At 63.0% G+C, this 21,988-nt stretch carries 21 protein-coding genes; 9 read left to right on the top strand and 12 right to left on the bottom strand.

Annotated elements, in window-relative coordinates:
- Positions 1-5 precede the first annotated feature (5 nt).
- Genes ASE71_RS19155 through ASE71_RS19135 form a run of 5 tightly spaced genes read right to left on the bottom strand, consistent with a single transcriptional unit; the run spans position 6 to position 3,336 of the window.
- Positions 6-875, bottom strand: coding sequence for an ABC transporter permease (locus ASE71_RS19155; protein WP_060518921.1), 870 nt, complete (start codon positions 873-875; stop codon positions 6-8).
- Entirely contained in the window at positions 872-1,756 is an 885-nt protein-coding gene (locus ASE71_RS19150; protein WP_034794141.1) for an ABC transporter permease, read from the bottom strand. The genes ASE71_RS19155 and ASE71_RS19150 overlap by 4 nt, the downstream gene beginning before the upstream one ends.
- 2 nt (positions 1,757-1,758) lie before the next feature.
- Positions 1,759-2,094: a membrane protein gene (locus ASE71_RS19145; RefSeq protein WP_034794138.1), complete on the bottom strand. Its 336-nt coding sequence runs from the start codon at positions 2,092-2,094 to the stop codon at positions 1,759-1,761.
- Complete coding sequence (locus tag ASE71_RS19140) at positions 2,091-2,555, bottom strand: GNAT family N-acetyltransferase (RefSeq protein WP_060518919.1); 465 nt, start codon at positions 2,553-2,555, stop codon at positions 2,091-2,093. Before ASE71_RS19140 ends, ASE71_RS19145 begins: the two co-directional genes overlap by 4 nt.
- A complete protein-coding gene (locus ASE71_RS19135; RefSeq protein WP_034794266.1) occupies positions 2,545-3,336 on the bottom strand; it encodes an ABC transporter ATP-binding protein in 792 nt (263 codons plus the stop codon). Before ASE71_RS19135 ends, ASE71_RS19140 begins: the two co-directional genes overlap by 11 nt.
- 121 nt (positions 3,337-3,457) lie before the next feature.
- Between ASE71_RS19135 and ASE71_RS19130 the strand changes: the two genes are divergently transcribed.
- Positions 3,458-3,871 (top strand): cupin domain-containing protein, encoded by a 414-nt coding sequence (locus tag ASE71_RS19130; RefSeq protein ID WP_060518917.1) that lies wholly within the window; start codon positions 3,458-3,460, stop codon positions 3,869-3,871.
- A 93-nt stretch (positions 3,872-3,964) separates the two neighbouring features.
- Here ASE71_RS19130 and hydA read toward each other — a convergent pair whose 3' ends face one another.
- Positions 3,965-5,419, bottom strand: a complete 1,455-nt coding sequence (hydA, locus tag ASE71_RS19125; protein WP_060518915.1) for a dihydropyrimidinase — start codon at positions 5,417-5,419, stop codon at positions 3,965-3,967.
- 79 nt (positions 5,420-5,498) lie between these two features.
- Positions 5,499-6,749, bottom strand: a complete 1,251-nt coding sequence (locus ASE71_RS19120) for a Zn-dependent hydrolase (protein WP_090298213.1) — start codon at positions 6,747-6,749, stop codon at positions 5,499-5,501.
- Between the two features lie 282 nt (positions 6,750-7,031).
- Here ASE71_RS19120 and ASE71_RS19115 point away from each other — a divergent pair, with 282 nt between their 5' ends.
- Complete coding sequence (locus ASE71_RS19115) at positions 7,032-7,685, top strand: TetR family transcriptional regulator C-terminal domain-containing protein (RefSeq protein WP_034794116.1); 654 nt, start codon at positions 7,032-7,034, stop codon at positions 7,683-7,685.
- An 8-nt stretch (positions 7,686-7,693) separates the two neighbouring features.
- Here the strand turns inward: ASE71_RS19115 and ASE71_RS19110 are convergent, their stop codons facing one another.
- The 3 genes from ASE71_RS19110 to ASE71_RS19100 form a co-directional block, all read right to left on the bottom strand.
- On the bottom strand, positions 7,694-8,623 hold the full coding sequence (locus ASE71_RS19110) for a DMT family transporter (RefSeq protein WP_051659304.1): 930 nt from the start codon (positions 8,621-8,623) through the stop codon (positions 7,694-7,696).
- Between the two features lie 151 nt (positions 8,624-8,774).
- Positions 8,775-10,451: an adenylate/guanylate cyclase domain-containing protein gene (locus ASE71_RS19105; protein ID WP_060518911.1), complete on the bottom strand. Its 1,677-nt coding sequence runs from the start codon at positions 10,449-10,451 to the stop codon at positions 8,775-8,777.
- 327 nt (positions 10,452-10,778) lie between these two features.
- On the bottom strand, positions 10,779-11,678 hold the full coding sequence (locus ASE71_RS19100; protein ID WP_034794112.1) for a LysR family transcriptional regulator: 900 nt from the start codon (positions 11,676-11,678) through the stop codon (positions 10,779-10,781).
- A 107-nt stretch (positions 11,679-11,785) separates the two neighbouring features.
- On the opposite strand from ASE71_RS19100, the gene ASE71_RS19095 reads away from it, so the two are divergent.
- Entirely contained in the window at positions 11,786-12,808 is a 1,023-nt protein-coding gene (locus tag ASE71_RS19095) for a zinc-dependent alcohol dehydrogenase family protein (RefSeq protein WP_060518909.1), read from the top strand.
- Positions 12,809-12,873: 65 nt separating this feature from the next.
- Here ASE71_RS19095 and preA read toward each other — a convergent pair whose 3' ends face one another.
- Together preA and ASE71_RS19085 are read right to left on the bottom strand one after the other, a co-directional pair.
- Positions 12,874-14,187 carry an NAD-dependent dihydropyrimidine dehydrogenase subunit PreA gene (gene preA, locus ASE71_RS19090; RefSeq protein ID WP_034794108.1) on the bottom strand — a complete coding sequence of 438 codons (1,314 nt, stop codon included), beginning with the start codon at positions 14,185-14,187 and terminating at the stop codon, positions 12,874-12,876.
- A 20-nt stretch (positions 14,188-14,207) separates the two neighbouring features.
- Complete coding sequence (locus ASE71_RS19085; RefSeq protein WP_060518907.1) at positions 14,208-15,569, bottom strand: NAD(P)-dependent oxidoreductase; 1,362 nt, start codon at positions 15,567-15,569, stop codon at positions 14,208-14,210.
- Positions 15,570-15,880: 311 nt separating this feature from the next.
- On the opposite strand from ASE71_RS19085, the gene ASE71_RS19080 reads away from it, so the two are divergent.
- The 6 genes from ASE71_RS19080 to ASE71_RS19055 all read left to right on the top strand — a co-directional run bounded on the left by ASE71_RS19080 (position 15,881) and on the right by ASE71_RS19055 (position 21,978).
- On the top strand, positions 15,881-16,834 hold the full coding sequence (locus ASE71_RS19080; protein WP_060518905.1) for a sugar-binding transcriptional regulator: 954 nt from the start codon (positions 15,881-15,883) through the stop codon (positions 16,832-16,834).
- 199 nt (positions 16,835-17,033) lie between these two features.
- A complete protein-coding gene (locus ASE71_RS19075) occupies positions 17,034-18,344 on the top strand; it encodes an ABC transporter substrate-binding protein (protein ID WP_060518903.1) in 1,311 nt (436 codons plus the stop codon).
- 142 nt (positions 18,345-18,486) lie between these two features.
- The gene (locus ASE71_RS19070) at positions 18,487-19,359 is read left to right on the top strand and encodes a carbohydrate ABC transporter permease (RefSeq protein WP_060518902.1); all 873 of its coding nucleotides are present in this window, start codon (positions 18,487-18,489) and stop codon (positions 19,357-19,359) included.
- Between the two features lie 5 nt (positions 19,360-19,364).
- The gene (locus tag ASE71_RS19065) at positions 19,365-20,195 is read left to right on the top strand and encodes a carbohydrate ABC transporter permease (protein ID WP_034794097.1); all 831 of its coding nucleotides are present in this window, start codon (positions 19,365-19,367) and stop codon (positions 20,193-20,195) included.
- Between the two features lie 11 nt (positions 20,196-20,206).
- Positions 20,207-21,208, top strand: coding sequence for an ABC transporter ATP-binding protein (locus ASE71_RS19060; RefSeq protein ID WP_034794095.1), 1,002 nt, complete (start codon positions 20,207-20,209; stop codon positions 21,206-21,208).
- Positions 21,205-21,978 (top strand): L-iditol 2-dehydrogenase, encoded by a 774-nt coding sequence (locus ASE71_RS19055; RefSeq protein ID WP_034794082.1) that lies wholly within the window; start codon positions 21,205-21,207, stop codon positions 21,976-21,978. The genes ASE71_RS19060 and ASE71_RS19055 overlap by 4 nt, the downstream gene beginning before the upstream one ends.
- The last annotated feature ends 10 nt before the right edge of the window (positions 21,979-21,988 follow it).

Below are 21,988 nucleotides of genomic sequence, written 5' to 3'. Positions count from 1 at the left end.
CAGGCTCAGGCGCGCCCTCCGCGAATGGAGGGATGCCAGAAGGTGACGGCGCGCTCGATGAGTGCGACCACGCCGTAGAAGGCGGAACCGGCGACCGCCGCAACGGCGATCTCGGCCCAGACCATGTCGACATTCATGCGTCCCACTTCCGTGGAAATCCGGAACCCCATGCCGACGATGGGGGTCCCGAAGAACTCGGCGACGATGGCGCCGATCAGCGCCAGCGTCGAATTGATCTTGAGCGCGGTGAAGATGAACGGCCAGGCGGCCGGCAGGCGTAATTTGACCAGCGTCTGCCACCAGGAGGCGGCGTAGGTGCGCATCAGGTCGCGTTCCATGTGGCTGGCGGCGGCAAGGCCGGCAACCGTGTTCACCAGCATCGGGAAGAAGGTCATGATGACGACGACGGCGACCTTCGACTGCCAGTCGAAGCCGAACCACATGACCATGATCGGGGCTACTCCGATGACGGGAAGGGCCGAGACGAAATTGCCGAGTGGCAGAAGGCCTTTCTGCAGGAAGGGCGAACGGTCGATCAGGATCGCAACGGCGAAGCCGAGGCCGCAGCCGAGCGCATAGCCGATCAACACTGCCTTCAGGAAGGTCTGGCGGAAATCGGCCCCAAGCGTCGGCAGCGAATTGATCAGCTTTTGCCAGATCATCGAGGGTGCCGGCAAAAGCACGGAGGGGACCTGGAAGCCGCGGACGATGCCTTCCCAGAGAACCAGGATAGTGATGCCGAAGATTACCGGCACGGCGAAGCGGGCGGCGCTGTTTGCGGCCGCGCTCTGGAAGTTCTGGCGCACCAGCCATTCGTTGAAGGCCCAGGCGGCGAGCCAGAAGATGATCGCGGCGGCAAGGACGGGAAGGTTCATGGCTTGGCTCCCATGCGCTTCAGGACGGCGGTGTGGGCAAAGCCGACGATCATGACGAGAACGGCCGCAAGGGCTGCCGCCATGAAGAGAGCGGCCCAGATCTGCACCGTCTGGCCATAGTAGGAGCCGGCCAGCAGCCGGGCACCAAGACCTGCGACCGCACCGGTCGGCAATTCGCCGACGATGGCGCCGACCAGCGAGATGGCGACGGCAACCTTCAGCGAGGTGAAGAGGTAGGGCATCGACGACGGCCAGCGCAGCTTCCAGAAGGTCTGCGACGGGGAGGCATTGTAGGTGTGCATCAGGTCGAGCTGGATCGTCTCCGGGCTGCGCAGGCCCTTCACCATGCCGACGACGACCGGGAAGAAGGAGAGATAGGTCGAGATCAGTGCCTTCGGCAAAAGTCCGGAAATGCCGATGGCGTTCAAGACGACGATGATCATCGGCGCAATCGCGAGGATCGGGATCGTCTGGCTGGCGATGACCCAGGGCATCAGCGAGCGGTCCATGGCGCGGTTGTGCACGATGCCGACTGCCAGGAGGATGCCGAGGGCGGCGCCGATGCCGAAGCCGAGCAGGGTTGCCGAGAGCGTGATCCAGGCGTGGTAGACGAGGCTGCGCTTGGAGGTGATTGCCTTGTTGAAGGTGGTGTCCCAGATCTCGGCGATCACCTGGTGCGGTGCCGGCAGTACCGGACGTTCCTGCGCCATGGTGTTGCGCACGATCTCAGAGAAGCTGATCTCGGTGCCGGCGCGGGCTGCCGTATCACGCTCGAAGGGGGCGTTGAGGAAGACGACCGCGACATACCAGATGGCGATCAGCAGCAGGACGACGGTGCCGACCGGCACCAACTTGTCCCTGAAGAAACTTGGCTCCTGCATTGTCACGCCTTTCCGCTTGCGGGGAACAACATCAGGCCCATTGCGACGATGCCGAGAAGCACGCCGGCGGCCTGCGTGAGGCTCAATCGTTCGCCGAACACGGTGAAGGCGATGACATTGACCATAACGAGCTGCACGATCGCCGACAGCGAAATTGCCAGGCCGAGGCCGCCCTCGCGCATGAGCTTCACCATGATGATGTTGCCGATCACGTACAGCCCGAGTGCGAGCAAGAGCATGCCGAGGTGGTTGTTGGAGACATAGGCGCGCGAGGCGGTGGCGCCGCCAAGGAAGATAGTCGTCGCCAAGAGCATCCAGAGGCCGAAGGCAAGGTTCATGCCCGCACCTCTCTGCCGCGCCAACGATAGAGGATATCCGGCAGTTGCTCCTCGTTGTCGCCGTCGGTCCGCCGCACAGCCTCGAAGCCCTGGTGCTCGTAGAAGCGCTGGGCATCACGATTGTGTTCGAAGGTCCATAGGCTCAATTCATCCGGTGACATCGCCTTGGCCGTGTCGATCAGCCGGGCGCCAATGCCTGCGCCACGATGCCACTCATCGATGTAAAGCGCGGTGACGTGGTGGTCGTCAGAGAGGGAAAGGAAGCCGGCGATCTCGCCGTCGTCCTCTGCCAAGAGCACGATGCGTTCGGCAAAGACGGTCTCGGCATAATAGCGTTCGACATCGGCATGCTCGTGCACCCGCGGCATCCAGGCCGTCGCGTCGATCCAGCGGTTGAGAATGCCGGCGCAGGCGGCCATGTCGGTCTGTTCGGCCCGGCGGATGCCGATGCTATTCGTCATAGCTGTGTCCCGCGCGCAGGCCTTCGCGGACGCGATGGGCGATTTCGAGGAACTCGGGCGTTTCGCGAATGCCGAGCGGCCGTTCGCGCGGCAGCGGCGATTCGATCACATCGGTGACGCGGCCGGGGCGGGGGCTCATCACCACGATCTTGGTGGAGAGGTAGACAGCTTCAGGGATCGAATGGGTGACGAAGCAGATCGTCTTGTTGGTGCGGGCCCAGAGCTTCAAGAGCTGTTCGTTGAGGTGGTCGCGAACGATCTCGTCGAGCGCGCCGAAGGGCTCGTCCATCAGAAGCAGGTCGGCATCAAACGCCAGTGCGCGGGCGATGGAGGCGCGCTGCTGCATACCACCGGAGAGCTGCCACGGATATTTCTTGCCGAAGCCGGAGAGGTTGACGAGGTCGAGCGTGCGCTCGATGCGGGCCTTCTTCTCTTCCTTCGAATAGCCCATGATCTCAAGCGGCAGAGCGATGTTGTTTTCGATGGTGCGCCAGGGATAGAGCGCTGCGGCCTGGAAGACGTAGCCATAGGCGCGCTTGTTGCGCGCCTGCTCAGGCGTCATGCCGTTGACGCTGATCGTGCCGGAGGTCGCTTTTTCCAGATCGGCGATCACGCGCAAGAAGGTGGTCTTGCCGCAGCCGGACGGACCGATGAAGGAAACGAAGTCACCCTTGGCGACATCCAGGTTGACGCCGGTCAGTGCATGCACCGGGCCATCGGCGGTTTCGAAAGTCAGGCAGAGGTCCCGGGCCGAAACCACGGATGCGGTATTGGACGTCATCGGCGAATACTCATTCTGGCTGGTCTGTGTCAGACTGCTATCCGGACCGGCAACATGCAATCGCGGATTTGGGTGCGAAGCCGTTTGTTGCTGGTTTTTCAGGGAATTCTGGAGAACGCTCATGTCTCGATCATCCAATCCGGGCTGTCGCGTGGTTCGTCCTGAAGGCGCCGTGGCCGGCCAGCAGGGGCTCAACTATTTCGAGGGCATTGCGGCGGAGACCGTCGGGGCAACCGGGCTCTGCATGCACATCGTCACGATCCCGCCCGGTGCGCGCGCCAAGGCGCATCTGCATGAGAGCCACGAGACGGCGATCTACGTGCTTTCGGGTGAGGCCTGGACCTGGTTTGGCGAGAGGCTTGAGGAGCACGTCATCGCGCGGGCCGGCGACATGGTCTACATCCCCGCAGGCATGCCGCATCTGCCGGAGAACCGCTCGAACGCGCCCTGTTCGGCTGTCATCGCGCGCACGGACCCGAACCAGCGCGAAAGCCTCGTGCTGCTGCCCGAGCTCGATCAGTTCGTGCCCGGCTGACGGCTCCCAGGCCGAAGCGCCCCGCCAAGGTGGCGGGGCATGTCCGGTGGGACAGAGCGGCGCGAAGACGTGCAAGCCGCGAAACATGAGGCCTCAGACGCCCGTGGCCGGAATGCCAGTGCGCTGGACGGCGCGGGGGGCGGTGACTTCTTTCCAGGTGGAAAGGGCTGAGCTGACCGCTGGGAAGGGATCGCGGCGGACGAATTCGCCGTGGCCCTCGCGGGTCTTGACCGTGCCTTCCTCGATCGCGACGACGCCACGGGTAAGGGTAAAGCGCGGCAGGCCCTTTACCTCCTTGCCTTCGAAGACGTTGTAGTCGATCGCCGACTGCTGGCTCTTGGCGGAGATCGTCTTGGTGCGCTTCGGATCCCAGACGACGAGGTCGGCATCGGCGCCGACAAGGATTGCGCCCTTCTTCGGGTAGATGTTGAGGATCTTGGCGATGTTGGTCGAGGTGACCGCCACGAACTCGTTCATGGTGATGCGGCCGGTGTTGACACCATGGGTCCACAGCATCGGCATGCGGTCTTCGAGGCCACCGGTGCCGTTCGGGATCTTGGTGAAATCGCCAACGCCGAAGCGCTTCTGCTCGGACGTGAAAGCGCAGTGGTCGGTCGCCACTACCTGCAGCGAGCCCGAGGCAAGGCCTGCCCAGAGACTGTCCTGATGCAGCTTGTTGCGGAAGGGGGGCGACATCACGCGGCGGGCTGCATGGTCCCAGTCCTTGTTGAAATATTCGGTTTCATCCAGCGTCAGATGCTGGATCAGCGGTTCGCCGAACACGCGCATGCCCTTGGAGCGGGCGCGGCGGATCGCTTCATGCGCCTGCTCGCAGGAGGTGTGCACGATGTAGACGGGGCATCCGGCCATGTCGGCGATCATGATCGCGCGGTTGGTCGCTTCGCCCTCTACTTCGGCCGGACGCGAATAGGCGTGCGCCTCCGGCCCGTTGTTGCCATCGGCGAGCAGCTTTGCCTGGAGCTGGGCGACGACGTCGCCGTTTTCGGCGTGCACCAAGGGCAGCGCACCTAGTGCTGCGCAGCGCTGGAAGGACGAGAACATCTCGTCGTCATCCACCATCAGGGCGCCCTTGTAGGCCATGAAGTGCTTGAAGGTGTTGATGCCCTTGTCCTTGACGATGGTCTCCATCTCGTTGAAGACCTGCTCGCTCCACCAGGTGATCGCCATGTGGAAGGAATAGTCGCAGTTGGCGCGGGTGGACTTGTTGTCCCACATCGTGAGCGCTTCGAGCAGCGACTGGTTGGGCGAGGGCAGTGCAAAGTCGACCACCATCGTCGTGCCGCCGGCAAGGGCTGCGCGCGTGCCGCTCTCGAAATCGTCGGAGGAATAGGTGCCCATGAAGGGCATTTCGAGATGCGTATGCGGGTCGATGCCGCCGGGCATGATGTAACAGCCGCTCGCATCGAGCGTTTCGTCGCCCGACAGGTTCGGGCCGATCTCGACGATCTTTCCGCCCTCGATCTTGACGTCCGCCTTGTAGGTCAGGTCGGCCGTGACGATGGTTCCACCCTTGATGACAGTGCTCATGATTGTTCCTCGCGATTGCGCTTCCGGCGGCCAGGCAACCGCCACGAAAAAGGGCGGAACTTTCGTCCCGCCCGCAAACTCATTCGACGATTTCGGCCGTTTCGACGACGGCGTGGAAGAGGACGTCGGCGCCGGCGCTGGCCCACTCCCTGGAGATGTCCTCCGCCTCGTTGTGGCTGAGGCCACCGACGCAGGGGCACATGATCATCGTCGTCGGCGCCACCTTGGCGGCCCAGCAGGCATCATGCCCGGCGCCCGAGATGAGGTTCATGTGGCTGTAGCCGAGATGCTCGGCGGCGTTACGCACGGCGCTGACGAGCTTTGGATCGAAGGTGACCGGCTCGAAATGGCCGATCGCCTCGATGGAACAGCCGACGCCAAGCGCGTCAGTGATCTTCGGTGCCTCGGCCTCGATCTTTGCCCGCATGCGGTCGAGCTTGGCCTTGTCCGGCGAGCGGATGTCGACGGTGAAGACCACCTTGCCCGGCAGCACATTGCGGGAATTGGGTGAGAAGAACACCTGGCCGACGCCGCCGACGGCGCCCGGCTGGTTTTCCATCGCGACGCCCTGGACCATTTCCAGAATGCGGGCCATGGCAAGGCCGGCGTTAACGCGCATGTTCATCGGGGTCGAGCCCGTATGGGCTTCGCGGCCGGTCAGCGTGAACTCCAGCCACCACAGGCCCTGACAGTGGGTGACGACGCCGATGTCCTTGCCCTCGGCTTCGAGGATCGGGCCCTGCTCGATATGGTACTCGAAATAGGCGTGCATCTTGCGGGCGCCGACTTCCTCGTCGCCGACCCAGCCGATGCGTTTCAGTTCGTCGCCAAAGGTCTTTCCTTCGGGATCCTTGCGGCCATAGGCGAAATCCTGACTGTGCACGCCGGCAAAGACGCCCGATGCGAGCATGGCCGGCGCGAAGCGCGCGCCTTCCTCGTTGGTCCAGTTGGTGACGACGACAGGATGCTTGGTCTTGATGCCGAGATCGTTCATCGAGCGAACGACCTCGAGGCCCGAGAGCACGCCGAGCACGCCGTCATACTTGCCGCCGGTCGGCTGGGTATCGAGATGCGAGCCGATATAGACGGGCAGCGCATCCGGGTCGGTGCCGGGCCTTGTGAAGAACATATTGCCCATGGTGTCGACGCCCATGGTGAGGCCGGCCTTTTCGCACCAGGACTGGAACAGCCGGCGCCCTTCGGCGTCCTCGTCGGTCAGCGTCTGGCGGTTGTTGCCGCCCGCGACACCAGGGCCGATCTTGGCCATTTCCATAAGTGAATCCCACAGGCGGTCGGCATTGACGCGCATGTTCTCGCCAGGTGCAGCCACGGCGGTCTCCTCATCTTTTCAGGGCTTTGCCTGGATCGGCGCGCCCTCATGTTCCCGTGGTCAAATCCAGGCTTGGTTTTTTCTGGTGCCCTTCGATCAGCCGTTGCCTTTGGCGGTGAACTGGCTGATAATTTGACCGGTTGGTAAACATTACAACTTCCGTTGCGGCACTCAAGCCGGAAAAACAAAAAAACGAAGTTGTTGCCCAATAAGATGGCGGGGCCGGAAATTGGGCAGCCGGTTCCTGCGCGACGAGCTGCGCAGGCATGGCCAGGGGGACGTATGGTATTACCGAGAGCGGCCAGGACCCAGAGGCGGACCCGCATACAAGGGGAGAAGGAAGAGCGCATTCTCGAGGCCGCGCTCGAAGTCTTCTCCGCCAACGGTTTCCGCGGCTCGACGGTCGATCAGATCGCCGAAGTGGCGGGCATGTCGAAACCCAATTTGCTCTATTATTTCCGCACCAAGGAAGCGATGCACCGGGCGCTGATCGACCGGGTGCTCGACACCTGGCTCGACCCCTTGCGAGAATTCAACGCCGAGGGGAACCCGGTCGCCGAAATCCGCAGCTATATTCGGCGCAAGCTGGAAATGGCCCGTGACTATCCGCGCGAAAGCCGGCTCTTCGCCAACGAGGTGCTGCAGGGCGCGCCGCATATCGAGGACGAGCTCAAGGGGCCCTTGAAGTCGCTGGTCGACGAGAAGGCCGAGGTAATCCGGGCCTGGGCCAAGGCCGGCAAGATCGCCAAATGCGATCCCTATCACCTGATCTTCGCGATCTGGTCCACCACCCAGCACTACGCCGACTTCGACGTGCAGGTGCGCGCCGTGCTCGGCCAGGGAAACGCCGGGGACGGGCGCTTTGAGGATGCGGCACGCTTCCTGGAACGGCTCTTCGTCGACGGACTGCAGGTGAGCGAGCAGCCGGCGGCTTGAGCCGCCTTTCAATCTGGCAGCAGCGCCATCAACAGCAGGCCGCAGGCCGTGGTCAGCGCGCCGGCAAGCACCGGCAGGCTGGTCCAGCCATGACCGAGCAGACCTTCGAGCAGGATGATGAAGCTCGGCGTCAGATAGCCGTAGCCGAGCACTTTCGATGCGGGTAGCCGCATCGAGGCGTATTGCAGGAGCAGGAAGGTGATGGCCGTGGTCACAACGGCCAGATAGAGGACGGCGAGCCAGACGACCGGTGGCAGGCTGGCGAAATCGGCGGTGACGAGACCGGCCGCGCCCGGTACCAGCAGCCAGGGCACGGTGAAGACAGCCACCCAGAAGCCGAAGGCGAATGGACTTTCCTCTCGGCCGAACTTGCGGATCAGCGGCACATAGACCGCGTGGCAGACGACGCCGACGAAGAAGATCAATTCGCCCTGGCCGACGTCGAAGGCAAGGATCGCGCCGACATCGGCGCGAAAGATCACCCAGACGGCGCCAAGGGCAGCGATGATGAGCCCGGCGAGCACGCCAGGGCGTGTATGCTGACCGAGCAACACAAACGCGAAGCCGGCGCTCAAGAGCGGCATCAGCGTGAAGACCGCGCCTGTCGAAACAGGGCTGGTGAACTCCAGCGCCTTGAACATCGTCAGCATGTAGACGGCGATCAGCCCGCCGAGGATCACGAAGCGCCACGCTTGCTTGGGAAAGCGAAAGGGAACGCGTGCATAGCCGAAGGTGAGCAGGCCAAGGACGACGACGGTCAACAGATAGCGCCAGAGCGTCAGTGGCCCGGCGCCCATATGTTGGGTGGCAAGGCCGCCGAAGGAAAAGGAGCCGGCGATCAGGACGGCGAAGGTCATCATCGCCAGGTGCGCCTTCAGCTTCTCGGCGCCCTTCGCATGAACCTGGTGCGCGGTTTTCGGGGAGACGTCCTGTTTCATGCGGGCTTCCGGATTGGATCGGCGGCGAGGGCGGGAAGGATCTCCACTACTAGATCATTTCAGCGCTTCATTGAAACCGTGAAAAGATCCAAAGCCTTGAAGGTATGCAACTTCGGGCGTAAAAACTGTTTCACGCTTTCAAGGGGTTGCACTACGCGTTCGACGGTGCAGGTTGCAAGGCCGTGGAGATACCGGCGGCATCCCCGACGATCCAGGTTTCGAGCGTCGCCTGCCGGCCGCGCAGGCCGATGTCCAGCCGCTCATGCCCTTCGATCACCAGGCCCGCGCGGTTGACGAGCTCGGCCGAGACGGCCAATTGTACGTCGTGTTCCTTGGCGAGGCCTTCCAGACGGCTCGCCGTGTTAATCGTATCGCCGACCGCCGTCAGCGATGTGGCCTGGCCGTAGCCGATCTCGCCGATGATCGCCGGGCCGGCGTGCAGGCCCATGGCGATGCGCAGCGGCTCGTCGAGTTCGCCGCGGAAGGTCTGGTTCAGCGTCTCGAGGCCCTTGGATATGCGCACGGCGGCGGCAAGCGACTGCCGGCAGGCCTCCGTGTAGGTGCTCTTCAGCCCGAAGATCGCCAATGCGCCGTCACCGATGAACTTGTCGATGACGCCGCCGGAATCCTCGACCGCTTCGCCCACCATCTCGAAGTAGCGGTTGAGCAGGAACACGGTGTCGAAAGGCAGCTTGTGTTCGGCAATGCTGGTGAAGCCGCGCAGGTCGCAGAAGAGCACGGCGATGCGCCGTTCGCGACCTTCGCCGCCCTCGCGGCCGATCTGCTTCTTGATGCCGAGGCTGTCGCTGTCGAGGATCGGCACGACGGTGACGTTATGGACAGGGCGAAACTGGCAGGCGAGGCGGACATTGTCGGGTGCGCCGATCCGGGTGAGTGTCGCGAGCTCCGCATCCTCGGGTGGCGGTTGGTCTTCAAGCCCCTGGATGATGCGTACCCGGCAGGTCGAGCATCGGCCACGGCCGCCGCAGACCGAGACGTGGGCGATGCCCGCGGCCCTGCTCGCCTCAAGCACGCTGAAGCCGAGATTGACGGTGGCCACCCGACCGTCGGGATAGCGCACGCGAATGCGCCCGCCCTTTGGCATGGCCCGCAGCAGGAACGTGCCGGCGATCAGGCCGCCGAAGCCGAAATAGAGGCCGAGCCGAATATCCTCGAGAAGCGTGAGGTCGAACTGAGGCTTCGAATAGGAACGGTCGCCGTAGCCGCCATGTTCGGCGTAACCGTCCTCGATCGAGCGGGCGCCGCTGACGAAGCCGAGCAGCGCGAAGATCGGCACGAGCATCGCGACCGTGTAGAGCAGGATTTCGTAACGCGGGAACCAGGCGCGGCCGCGCATCCAGAACCAGGCGCCGAGGCAGCCGTGGCCCCAGACGAGCAGCAGGGCGAGCGATTGTCTCGTGGCATTGACGGAATTCGACCAGAGCATGCGGAGCATGTCCGGATAATCCGCGTCGACCCCGGTAAGAAGTGGCTCGACGCGTGCGGCCGTCACGTGGCCGATCAAAAGGAAAGGCAGGCTGAGGCCGAAGACGATCTTCAGCGCCTCGCGCGCCGGCATTCTGAGCGTCTGCCGACGATAGATGCTTTCGAGCGCCATGGCGAAATGCAGCAGCAGGGCGCCGTAGAGCAGCACCGTGCCGGGCAGGCTGTGCCAGATGAGATTGAAGCCTTTGCGGGCGGTTTCCATCGCTTCGACGGAGATCAGGCCGAGCGAGTGGTTGAAGAAATGCGCCAGAACGAACGTACCGAGTATGGCCCCGGAGACGAGGTGCATTCGCTTGCGTCGGTTGGCCGAAATGATCGTCAAGCAACAAGTCCGGCTCTGCCGGAGCGTCGTCCGGCTGCAGTGTCAAAACCTTTGGAGATCGCGTTGCGGCCCTGATCGAGCCCGCGACGCACCCCGTATGAGTACTCCCTTATTATCCAGATCGTACGAGCCGACAACTTACCATTTTTACACAATCTGTTTCGTTTTCGTGTCCTGTTCGTTATCGGCGCAGCACGCTATTCATCCGAATCCGGCCGCAGGAACGCGCTCGGGTGCGGGCGGGATCCGCAGAGCCGGGCGAAGCGGCCGCCAAAGCCGACCATTATCCGCACGCCGCCGCCTTCGGAAGCAGGAATGCTCCGCGGATCATTGCATCATGGGGGCCAGTCGATCGGCCAGCGTGTCGATCATCAGCCGCAATTTCGGCGGCATGTATTGCGTGCGCGGCCACACGACATGGGCTGCGAAGGAGAGGGCGGGCACATCGGTAAGAATGCGGACGAGCCGTCCTGAGTCGATGTGGCTGCGCACCAGCCAGCACGGCAGCCATGCAAGGCCGAAGCCGTCTGCCGCCGCATCGGCGATCGAGGTCAGGTCGTCCAGTTTCAGCCGTGCCGGCGGCGTCACCTGCCGGGGTACCGCTCCCTTGACCGGGAAGGACCAGGAAAGCGCATCGCTGCTGCGCCGATAGAGGATCGCCTGATGGTGAAGAAGGTCATCGATGCTGCGCGGCGTGCCGTGCCGCTGCAGGTAGGCGGGGGAGGCGCAGACCGTCATGGGCTGGTCGGCAACCTTGCGCGCCATCACATCGGGTTCATCGGGCAGTGGACCTGTGCGAATGGCGAGATCGAAGCCGTCCTCGACAAGATCGACCCTGCGGTCGCTGAAATTGACGTCGAGTTCCAGGAGCGGGTGCTGACCCAGCAGTTCCGACAAGAGCGGCATGACGCATTGCCGTCCGAAAACCACGGGCAGGGACATGCGCAGCCGACCTCTGATCTCCTGCTTGCCCGATTCCAGCAGTGCCTCGCCGGCACGAATCTCACCAACGGCTCTGAGACAACTTTCATAATAGAGCTGGCCTTCGGCCGTCAGGCTCTGTGTGCGGGTCGTGCGATGGAAGAGCCGGACGCCAAGTCTTTGTTCGAGCTTGGCAATCGTCTTGCCGACAGCGGAGCGCGAGAGGTTCAGCCGTTCGGCCGCCGCTGAAAATCCACCAGCTTCGACCGCCTCGACGAAGATCGAAATGCCTCCCAACCGCTCCAAGATTGTCTCCTTTTAAGAACCAATATGGCGAATTCTTATCGCAACTGGAGAGATAAATTCAACGCTATGCTTCCTCCATCAGATCAATCCAGTGAAAGGAACGGACTATGGCAAGACTGATGAAGGAATGGACGATCGACGCGCTTGGAGCCGAAAACCTCAAAATTACCGAGCGCCGTGTTCCGGAGCCGGGCCCAGGTGAGGTGCTTGTTCGCACGACGGCCGTGTCGCTCAATTTTCGCGACAAGCTGGTCTTGGAAAACGGCATGGGCATGCCGCTTTCCTTCCCCTTCGTGCCGGGCTCCGACATGGCAGGGGTGGTGGAAGCGGTCGGCCGCGGCGTGACGCGCTTCCAGCCCGGCGATCGGGTCATCTCCGTTTTCGATCCGACCTGGATCGACGGTCAAAAGCCGGGAACGGCTCGTCACCCAACGTCGTTTGCCCTTGGCGGCCTGAACCCGGGTGTCGCGTCGCAATATGTCGCTTTCCCCGAGGACTGGTTCGTCGCAGCACCCGAGAGCCTGGACGATGGCGAGGCGAGCACCTTGCCCTGTGCCGGGGTGACGGCCTGGTTCGCCCTGGTCGAGAAGGGGCATCCCAAGGCCGGCGACCGCGTCGTCGTGCAGGGCACCGGCGGCGTATCGCTGTTCGGGTTGCAGATCGCCAAGGCGCATGGCGCCGAGGTCATCGTCACGTCGGCCAGCAAGGACAAGCTGGAGCGTGCGTTGGCGCTTGGCGCCGATCACGGGATCGACCGTGTATCTGAGGACTGGGCGGAGCGGGTTCTTGAGATTACCGGCGATCACGGCGCCGATCATATTCTGGAGATGGCGGGCGGCGCCAATCTCGGCAAGTCGCTGCAGGCGGTTGCCGTGCAAGGGCGGATATCGGTGATCGGGGTTTTCGAAGGCGCGGAGATCTCGGCTCCGGTGACGCCGGTTCTCTTGAAATCGCCCATCATCCAGGGCATCGGCGTCGCTCACCGCCGGGCGCTGCAGGATCTCGTCGTCGCGATCGACCGGACCGCGATCAAGCCAGTCATCGATGCGCGCTATTCGTTCGAACAGTTCCGCGAGGCTCTGGCGCATCTCGACCGCGGCCCGTTCGGCAAGGTCGTCGTCGAGTTCTGAGGGCACATGAGAAAACGCCGCCGGATTTGTGGTCCGGCGGCGTTTCGATGAAGTGACGAGATCCGCTACTCAGCGGCCTGGCGGGCCATCGGGTTGTTCGGATGGGTCGTCCAGTTGGCGTAGTTTGGATCGACCGGCTTGCCGGTGCGCTGGTCGAGCGTGCCGGCCGGCAGCTCTTCCATGGTGATGCAGTTTTCGACGGGACAGACGTTGACGCAGAGATTGCAGCCAACGCACTCGTCTTCCATTACCTCGAAGTGACGTACGCCGTTGACGAACTGCGTGATCGCCTGGTGCGAGGTATCCTCGCAGGCGATGTGGCAGCGACCGCACTTGATGCAGGCATCCTGGTCGATCTTCGCCTTGGCGATGTAGTTGAGGTTCAGATACTGCCAGTCGGTAACGTTCGGGACCGCGCGTCCGGTGATATCATCGAGGTTGCGGTGACCCTTGGCGTCCATCCAGTCGGAGAGGCCCGAGATCATTTCCTGGACGATCTTGAAGCCATAGGTCATGGCTGCGGTGCAGACCTGGACGTTGCCGGCGCCAAGTGCCAGGAACTCGGCCGCGTCGCGCCAGGTGGTGATGCCGCCGATGCCGGAGATCGGCAGGCCGTAGGTTTCCGGATCGCGAGCGATCTCGGCGACCATATTGAGCGCGATCGGCTTCACCGCCGGGCCGCAATAGCCGCCGTGGGTGCCCTTGCCGCCGACCGTCGGGTTGGGGGCGAAGTTGTCGAGGTCGACCGAGACGATCGAATTGATCGTGTTGATCAACGACACCGCGTCGGTGCCGCCGGCCTTGGCGGCGCGGGCGGGCTTGCGGATGTCGGTGATATTGGGCGTCAATTTGGTGATGACAGGCATGCGCGTGTACTGCTTGCACCAGCGCACGACCATCTCGATGTATTCCGGCACCTGGCCGACCGCAGCACCCATGCCACGTTCGGACATGCCGTGCGGACAGCCGAAGTTGAGTTCGATGCCGTCGGCGCCGGTTTCCTCGACCAGCGGCAGGATCGCCTTCCACGCCTCTTCCTCGCAGGGCACCATGATCGAGGCGATCAGGGCGCGATCCGGCCAGTTCATCTTCACCTGCTTCATTTCGCGCAGGTTCACATAGAGGTCGCGGTCGGTGATGAGCTCAATGTTGTTCAGCCCGAGCAGCCGGCGGTCGGCGCCCCAGATCGCGCCGTAGCGCGGGCCGTTGACGTTGACGACCGGCGGGCCTTCCTCGCCGAGCGTCTTCCAGACGACGCCGCCCCAGCCCGCCTTGAAGGCGCGCTCGACGTTGTAAGCTTTGTCCGTCGGTGGGGCGGATGCCAGCCAGAACGGGTTCGGGGATTTGATGCCGACAAAATTATTGCGAAGATCAGCCATTGGTTTCTCCTCCCGATCCCTTAGGCAACTGCGCTCGCGCGCGGCGCTGCCGTGGCGAAGGCCCGATTGATCGATTCAGCCGCGTCGCGGCCCATGGCGACGGCCGAGACCGTGAGGTCTTCACCGCCGAGCACGCAGTCGCCGCCGGCCCAGACGTTGGGCAGCGACGTGCGCCCTTCGGCGTCGGCAACAATGCGGCCGCCTTCGAGTTGCAGCGCGCCGAGGCCTGCTCCGAGGAAGCTCTGGCCGATCGCCTTGAAGATCTGGTCGGCGGCAATGATACCGGTTTCGCCGGTCGCCGTCAGCTTTCCGTCTTCGAGCGTGGTGTATTCCAGCTCGATGCCGGCGACCTTGCCGTCCTTCTCGGCGATGCGCTTCGGCTGCAGCCAGTGGCGGATGGTGACGCCCTTGGAGGCCGCCAGGTCCTGTTCGAACTCGGAGGCGTTCATGTGCTCCTTGCCGCGGCGATAACAGATCGTCACTTCTTCCGCGCCGAGCAGCTTTGCCTGCACCGCCGCATCGATTGCGGTCATGCCGCCACCGAGGACGACGACGCGACGGCCGACCGGGATATCGGCCTTGGTCTTCGACTGGCGAAGGGCGGCGATGAAGTCGACGGCATCGTCAACGCCTTCGGCACTTTCGCCTTCGAGACGCAGCGCGTTCACGCCCGCAAGGCCGAGGCCGAGGAAGACGGCGTCATACTGTTCCGAGAGGTCGGCGAGGGTGAAATCGCGGCCGAGCGCCTGGCCCTGGCGCACTTCGATGCCGCCGATCGCCAGCACGTAGTCGACTTCCTTCTGCGCGAAGTCGTCGACCGACTTGTAGGCGGCAATGCCGTACTCATTGAGGCCGCCGGACTTCGGCCGGGCATCGTAGATCACGACGTCGTGGCCCTTGACGGCCAACCGATGGGCAGCAGCAAGGCCGGCCGGGCCGGCGCCGACGACGGCGATCTTGCGGCCGGAGGTTTCAGCACGGGTGTAGAACTGCTTGTTCTCTTTCATCGCCACGTCGGTCGCATAGCGCTGCAGGCGGCCGATCTCGACCGGGCGCTCCTCGGCGGTGTTGCGAACGCAAGCCTGTTCGCACAGCGTTTCGGTGGGACAGACGCGGGCGCACATGCCGCCCAGGATGTTCTGATCGAAGATCGTCTTGGCCGATCCGATCGGGTTTCCGGTCGATATCTGCCGAATGAACAGCGGGATATCGATGGAGGTGGGACAGGCCGTCATGCACGGCGCGTCATGGCAGAAGTAACAGCGGTCTGAAGCGACGAGGGCCTCGTGCTTGTCGAGCGGTGGATGCAGGTCGGAGAAATTGCTCTCGTACTCCCCGAGCGGCAGGCGGCCGCCGAGGATCCCAGATTGTGTCGTTCCCATTTTTGGCTCCCAATGTTTTCTCAGGATGATGGAACGGTAACACGCTTTATTTTTTTATCAAACGGTAAAAATTTAAGGTCGAAACGGCCGAAAAGCCTTGTGATCCCGGGCCTTGCGGCAGACCTGCCAAGCCCTTGTTCTTGGCCGATGTTTGACAGGGCGGGGCAATAGTGGCAGCAGATCAGAGCGGGGTGAGGAAAAGTGTGCGCGGTTTTCCGCCCGCACCCCGCTCTGCTTATGAAGATCGATCACGATACTTTTGGATCGACAGGATCCAAAAGTATCGTGATCGGGGGGGATGGAGAACAGCGATGGCACGCAGGGGCGAGGCGAACAACAGGCTTGACGATGCTGCCCGGGCAGGCTGGCTATACTATGTCGCTGGCCGCACCCAGGATGAGATCGCCACCGTCATGGGAATCTCGCGCCAGTCGGCGCAGCGATTGGTTTCGCTCGCCATGTCCGAGCGGCTGATCAAGGTTCGGCTCGACCATCCGATTGCCGCCTGCCTCGAGGCGGCCGCAGGTCTTCGCGACAAATACGGACTGAAACATGTGGAGGTGGTGCCGAGCGATCCCGGTTCGACCTCGACGACCGTTGGCATCGCGGAAGCCGGGGCCGCCGAGATCGAGCGCTGGCTGAAATCGTCCGAGCCGCAGGTGCTGGCGATCGGTACCGGGCGCACGCTGAAAGCGGCGGTCGATCAGTTGCCGCCGATGGAATGTCCGCAGCACCGCATCGTGTCGCTCACGGGCAATATCGGCCTTGATGGTTCGGCCGCCTATTACAACGTCATCTTCAGCATGGCCGATGCGGTCAAGGCCCGGCATTTTCCGATGCCGCTGCCGGTGCTCGCCGCTTCGGCCGAGGAGCGGGAGGTGCTGCACAGCCAGAGCCTGGTGCAGGTGGCTCTGAAGCTAGGCGCCGAAGCCAATGTCGCCTTCGTCGGCGTCGGCGAGCTCGGCCCGGACGCGCCGCTCTGCCAGGACGGGTTCCTCGCCCAGGACGAGATGGCCGGTCTGACCAAGGCGGGTGCCGCGGGCGAGATCTGTGGCTGGATGTTCGATCATGATGGCGCGTTGCTCTCGGGCAGCTTCAACGAGCGCGTCGCCTCCGTTCCCTTGCCGCCGCGCGACCGGGCGTCTGTAATCGGACTTGCCAAGGGGCAGCGCAAGTATGAGGCGCTGCGGGCGGCCGTAAAGGGCGGCATTATCAACGGCCTTATCACCGATGAGGCGACGGCGAGCTATCTGCTCAACGCATGATCGTTATGCGAAACGATTGAAAAGGCCGGCCCCAGCGCCGGCCTTTCGCATTTGCGAAACGAAAAAATCGGCAATCAAAACAATCTTCTAATGTTTCTGTGTGCGCCGCAGCAACGAATGCGCATTGACAATTCGTCATGAGAAGTGAGTAATTGCCCATGAGCGAGGCAAATGCTCAATTTCTTCTGGGAGGAAGTCAATGAACTTGAGAACTTTCCTGCTGGGCACGTGCTCGGCAGTCGCACTGTCGGGTCTGGCCCAAGCAGAAACCCTGACGATCGCGACCGTGAACAACGGCGACATGATCCGGATGCAGAAGCTGACGGAAGATTTCACGTCCAAGAATCCGGACATTCAGCTCGAGTGGGTAACGCTTGAGGAAAACGTGCTGCGCCAGCGCGTGACGACCGATATCGCCACCAAGGGCGGCCAGTACGACATCATGACGATCGGCACCTATGAAGTGCCGATCTGGGCGAAGCAGGGCTGGCTGCTGCCGCTCGACAATCTCGGCGCCGACTACGATGTCGACGACCTCTTGCCGGCGATCCGCTCCGGACTCACCATCGACGGCAAGCTCTATGCGGCACCCTTCTATGGCGAAAGCTCGATGGTGATGTACCGCAAGGACCTGTTCGAGAAGGCCGGGCTGACCATGCCCGACGCGCCGACCTGGGACTTCATCGCCGACGCGGCACGTAAGATCACAGACAAGAACGCCGAAGTCTACGGCATCTGCCTGCGCGGCAAGGCCGGCTGGGGTGAGAACATGGCCTTCCTGACGGCGACCGCGAACGCCTTTGGCGCCCGCTGGTTCGACGAGAACTGGAAGCCGCAGTTCGACCAGCCCGAATGGAAGAACGCGCTCAACTTCTACGTCAAGCTGATGAACGACGCCGGACCGCCCGGCGCATCCTCCAACGGCTTCAACGAGAACCTGTCGCTGTTCCAGACCGGCAAGTGCGGCATGTGGATCGACGCGACCGTGGCCGCTTCCTTCGTCACCAACCCGAAGGAATCGACCGTTGCCGATAAGGTCGGCTTCGCGCTGGCGCCGGACACCGGGCTTGGCAAACGCGGCAACTGGCTCTGGGCCTGGAACCTTGCGATCCCCGCGGGCTCGCAGAAGGTCGCCTCGGCCGAGAAATTCATCTCCTGGGCAACCGGCAAGGACTATCTGAAGCTCGTGGCAGACAAGGAAGGCTGGGCGAACGTTCCTCCGGGCACGCGCACCTCGCTCTACGCCAACCCCGAGTACCAGAAGGCAGCACCCTTCGCGAAGATGACGCTCGACTCGATCAACGCGGCCGACCCGAAGAACCCGGCGGTCAAGCCGGTTCCCTATGTCGGCGTGCAGTTCGTGGCGATCCCGGAATTCCAGGGTCTCGGCACGGCGGTCGGCCAGCAGTTCTCGGCGGCTCTTGCCGGCCAGATGAGCGTCGACGACGCGCTTGCCAGCGCCCAGAAGCTGACCGAACGCGAAATGACCAAGGCCGGTTACATCAAGTAAGGCTCCCAAGGGCCCGGGGTGCTGGCCGTAAATGGCTGGCGCCCCGGTAAATCCCGAAGGTAGCCGCAGGGCTCGCGCGGAAAAACGCGCCGCCCGACCCGATCTCGAAACAGCGTTGAATTCCGTCATTTGGGGGGACGCCATGGCGACCTTGCACACCCGCTCCGCCGCGCGTCTGATGATTGCGCCTTCGGTGCTTCTGCTTCTGGCCTGGATGATCGTTCCGCTGGCCATGACGATCTACTTCTCGTTCCTGCGCTACAATCTTCTGATGCCGGGGATGGAGGAGTTCGCGGGCTTTTCCAACTACAGCTACTTCCTGACCGATCCCGCTTTCTTCCAGGCGCTCTTCAACACGCTGGCGATCGTGCTCGGCGTGTTGTTCATCACTGTCATCGGCGGCATCGCGCTGGCGCTTCTGCTGGACCAGCCGATGTTCGGGCAGGGGATCGTGCGCATTCTGGTCATCGCGCCGTTCCTGATCATGCCGACAGTCGCGGCACTCGTCTGGAAGAACATGTTCATGAACCCGGTCAATGGGCTCTTTGCCTGGATCGCCAAGCTCTTCGGGCTGCAGCCTTTCGACTTTCTCGCCAACGCACCCCTGATGTCGGTGATCCTGATCGTCGCCTGGCAGTGGCTGCCCTTTGCGACGCTGATCCTGCTGACGGCACTGCAGTCGCTCGACGAGGAGCAGAAGGAAGCCGCGCAGATGGACGGCGCCGGCGCCTTGAGCCGCTTCATCTACCTGGTGTTGCCGCATCTTTCTCGCGCGATCACCGTCGTCATCCTCATTCAGACGATCTTCCTGCTCTCGGTCTTTGCCGAAATTCTGGTCACCACCAATGGCGGCCCGGGCACGCAGAGCACCAACCTGACTTTCCTCGTCTATGCGCAGGCCCTGCTGCAGTTCGACGTGGGCGGTGCTTCGGCCGGCGGCATCATCGCGGTCATCCTCGCCAACATCGTCGCATTCTTCCTGATGCGCATGATCGGCAAGACGCTGGAGGCTTGAGAACCATGGCACGCAACGTCTCCACCCAAAGAAAGATCGTCGTGACCGTCGTCGCCTGGACGATCGGCATCCTCATCTTCTTCCCGATCCTCTGGACGTTCCTGACGAGCTTCAAGACCGAGGCCGAGGCGATCGCATCGCCGCCGTCGCTGTTCTTCTTCGACTGGACGACGGAGAACTATCACGAGGTGCAAAGCCGCTCGAACTACTTCCTGCACTTCATGAACTCGGTCGTCGTCTCCTTCGGCTCGACACTGATCGGCCTGATCATCGCCATCCCGTCCGCCTGGGCGATGGCGTTCTCGCCGACCAAGCGCACCAAGGACGTGCTCATGTGGATGCTCTCCACCAAGATGATGCCGTCGGTCGGTGTGCTGGTGCCGATGTATCTGTTGTTCCGCAACACCGGCCTGCTCGACACCCGCACCGGCCTCGTGATCGTGCTGACGCTGATCAACCTGCCGATCATCATCTGGATGCTTTACACCTACTTCAAGGAAATCCCCGGCGAGATCCTGGAGGCCGCGCGCATGGACGGTGCATCGCTCTCCAAGGAGATCATCTATGTGCTGACGCCGATGGCGATCCCGGGCATCGCCTCGACGCTGCTCTTGAACATCATCCTCGCCTGGAACGAGGCGTTCTGGACGCTCAACCTCAGTGCCGCCAAGGCAGCACCGCTGACGGCGTTCATCGCCTCCTATTCGAGCCCTGAAGGCCTGTTCTACGCCAAGCTCTCGGCCGCCTCGACCATGGCGATCGCCCCCATCCTCATACTCGGCTGGTTCTCGCAGAAGCAGCTCGTACGCGGCCTCACCTTCGGCGCGGTCAAATAAGGGATACGACAATGGGAAGCATTACACTCAGCAAGGTTTCGAAGGTCTTCGGCGCCCATGCCGTCATCCCCTCGATCGACCTCGACATCAACAATGGCGAGTTCGTCGTCTTCGTCGGACCGTCCGGTTGCGGGAAGTCGACGCTGCTCCGGCTGATTGCCGGCCTCGAAGACGTCAGTGACGGCGACATCGTCATCGACGGCAAGAACGCCACCGAACTGCCACCGGCACAGCGCGGCCTGTCGATGGTGTTCCAGTCCTATGCGCTCTATCCGCATATGAGCGTGCGTTCCAACATCGCCTTTCCCCTGAAAATGGCGGGCGAGGACAAGGCCGTCATCGACAAGAAGGTGTCGGATGCAGCGCGCGTGCTGAACCTCACCGACTATCTCGACCGCAAGCCGCGTCAGCTTTCGGGCGGCCAGCGCCAGCGCGTCGCGATCGGCCGAGCGATCGTGCGCCAGCCGAAGGCGTTCCTGTTCGACGAGCCGCTGTCGAACCTCGACGCGGCGCTGCGCGTCAACATGCGGCTTGAAATCAGCCAACTGCACCAGGACCTGAAGACGACGATGATCTACGTCACCCACGACCAAGTGGAGGCGATGACCATGGCCGACAAGATCGTGGTGCTCAATCGTGGTCGCATCGAGCAGGTCGGCTCGCCCCTCGACCTCTACCACAAGCCGGACAACCTGTTCGTCGCCGGCTTCATCGGCTCGCCGCGCATGAACATCGTCAGCGGTGCGGCGGCTTCCGCCTATCAGGCGCACACGATGGGCATTCGGCCTGAACATCTGGCGCTTTCGAAGGAAAGCGGAACCTGGCAGGGCACGGTCGGTGTTGCCGAGCATCTCGGCTCCGACACCTTCCTGCACGTCAATGTCGACAATGTCGGCACGGTGACGGCGCGGGTCAGCGGCGATTTCGCCGTGACCCATGGTGACCGGGTCTTCCTGACGCCCGATCCGCAGCGCGTCCACAGGTTCGACGAAAAGGGGCTGGCGGTTCGATGAAGAGGCTCGACGGGAAGAGCGCGCTGATCACCGGATCTGCGCGAGGGATCGGTCGTGCCTTCGCGGAGGCCTATATCCGCGAGGGCGCCACGGTCGCAATCGCCGACATCAACATCGAGCGGGCGCGTGAGACAGCGTCCGAGATCGGCGCCGGCGCCTATGCGGTGGAGATGGACGTGACCCAACAGGCGTCGATCGACGAGGCGATCGCCGCCGTCGTCCGGCAAGCGGGTGGGCTCGACATCCTCGTCAACAATGCCGCGCTCTTCGACCTTGCGCCGATCGTCGAGATCAGCCGTCAGAGCTACGACCGGCTGTTTGCGATCAACGTATCGGGCACGCTGTTCACGATGCAGGCCGCAGCCAGGCAGATGATCGATCAGGGCAGGGGCGGCAAGATCATCAACATGGCAAGCCAGGCAGGCAGGCGCGGCGAGGCGCTGGTCGCCGTCTATTGCGCCACCAAGGCGGCGGTCATCAGTCTCACCCAGTCGGCCGGCCTCGGCCTCATCAAGCACGGCATCAACGTCAACGCGATCGCGCCCGGCGTGGTCGATGGCGAACACTGGGACGGCGTCGATGCGCTGTTTGCCAAATACGAGAACCGCCCGCGCGGCGAAAAGAAGAAGCTCGTTGGCGCCGAGGTGCCCTTCGGCCGGATGGGAACGGCAGAGGACCTGACGGGCATGGCGATCTTCCTCGCGTCAGCCGAGAGCGACTACGTCGTCTCGCAGACCTACAACGTCGATGGCGGCAATTGGATGAGCTGAACCGGCGCCA

This window comes from Ensifer sp. Root954 (assembly GCF_001429005.1).
Classification (GTDB): Bacteria; Pseudomonadota; Alphaproteobacteria; order Rhizobiales; family Rhizobiaceae; genus Ensifer; species Ensifer adhaerens.
Note: the sequence above shows the minus strand (reverse complement) of the source record. Positions and strands in the feature narration are given on the sequence as shown.

Coding starts and splice junctions, on each gene's coding strand:
- hydA (WP_060518915.1), bottom strand. CDS start 5,419: ATGAGCACTGTCATCAAGGGTGGAACCATCGTCACGGCCGACCTGACC.
- ASE71_RS19140 (WP_060518919.1), bottom strand. CDS start 2,555: ATGACGAATAGCATCGGCATCCGCCGGGCCGAACAGACCGACATGGCC.
- ASE71_RS19095 (WP_060518909.1), top strand. CDS start 11,786: ATGGCAAGACTGATGAAGGAATGGACGATCGACGCGCTTGGAGCCGAA.
- ASE71_RS19155 (WP_060518921.1), bottom strand. CDS start 875: ATGAACCTTCCCGTCCTTGCCGCCGCGATCATCTTCTGGCTCGCCGCC.
- ASE71_RS19085 (WP_060518907.1), bottom strand. CDS start 15,569: ATGGGAACGACACAATCTGGGATCCTCGGCGGCCGCCTGCCGCTCGGG.
- preA (WP_034794108.1), bottom strand. CDS start 14,187: ATGGCTGATCTTCGCAATAATTTTGTCGGCATCAAATCCCCGAACCCG.
- ASE71_RS19070 (WP_060518902.1), top strand. CDS start 18,487: ATGGCGACCTTGCACACCCGCTCCGCCGCGCGTCTGATGATTGCGCCT.
- ASE71_RS19055 (WP_034794082.1), top strand. CDS start 21,205: ATGAAGAGGCTCGACGGGAAGAGCGCGCTGATCACCGGATCTGCGCGA.
- ASE71_RS19145 (WP_034794138.1), bottom strand. CDS start 2,094: ATGAACCTTGCCTTCGGCCTCTGGATGCTCTTGGCGACGACTATCTTC.
- ASE71_RS19110 (WP_051659304.1), bottom strand. CDS start 8,623: ATGAAACAGGACGTCTCCCCGAAAACCGCGCACCAGGTTCATGCGAAG.
- ASE71_RS19135 (WP_034794266.1), bottom strand. CDS start 3,336: ATGACGTCCAATACCGCATCCGTGGTTTCGGCCCGGGACCTCTGCCTG.
- ASE71_RS19080 (WP_060518905.1), top strand. CDS start 15,881: ATGGCACGCAGGGGCGAGGCGAACAACAGGCTTGACGATGCTGCCCGG.
- ASE71_RS19065 (WP_034794097.1), top strand. CDS start 19,365: ATGGCACGCAACGTCTCCACCCAAAGAAAGATCGTCGTGACCGTCGTC.
- ASE71_RS19150 (WP_034794141.1), bottom strand. CDS start 1,756: ATGCAGGAGCCAAGTTTCTTCAGGGACAAGTTGGTGCCGGTCGGCACC.
- ASE71_RS19115 (WP_034794116.1), top strand. CDS start 7,032: ATGGTATTACCGAGAGCGGCCAGGACCCAGAGGCGGACCCGCATACAA.
- ASE71_RS19075 (WP_060518903.1), top strand. CDS start 17,034: ATGAACTTGAGAACTTTCCTGCTGGGCACGTGCTCGGCAGTCGCACTG.
- ASE71_RS19130 (WP_060518917.1), top strand. CDS start 3,458: ATGTCTCGATCATCCAATCCGGGCTGTCGCGTGGTTCGTCCTGAAGGC.
- ASE71_RS19060 (WP_034794095.1), top strand. CDS start 20,207: ATGGGAAGCATTACACTCAGCAAGGTTTCGAAGGTCTTCGGCGCCCAT.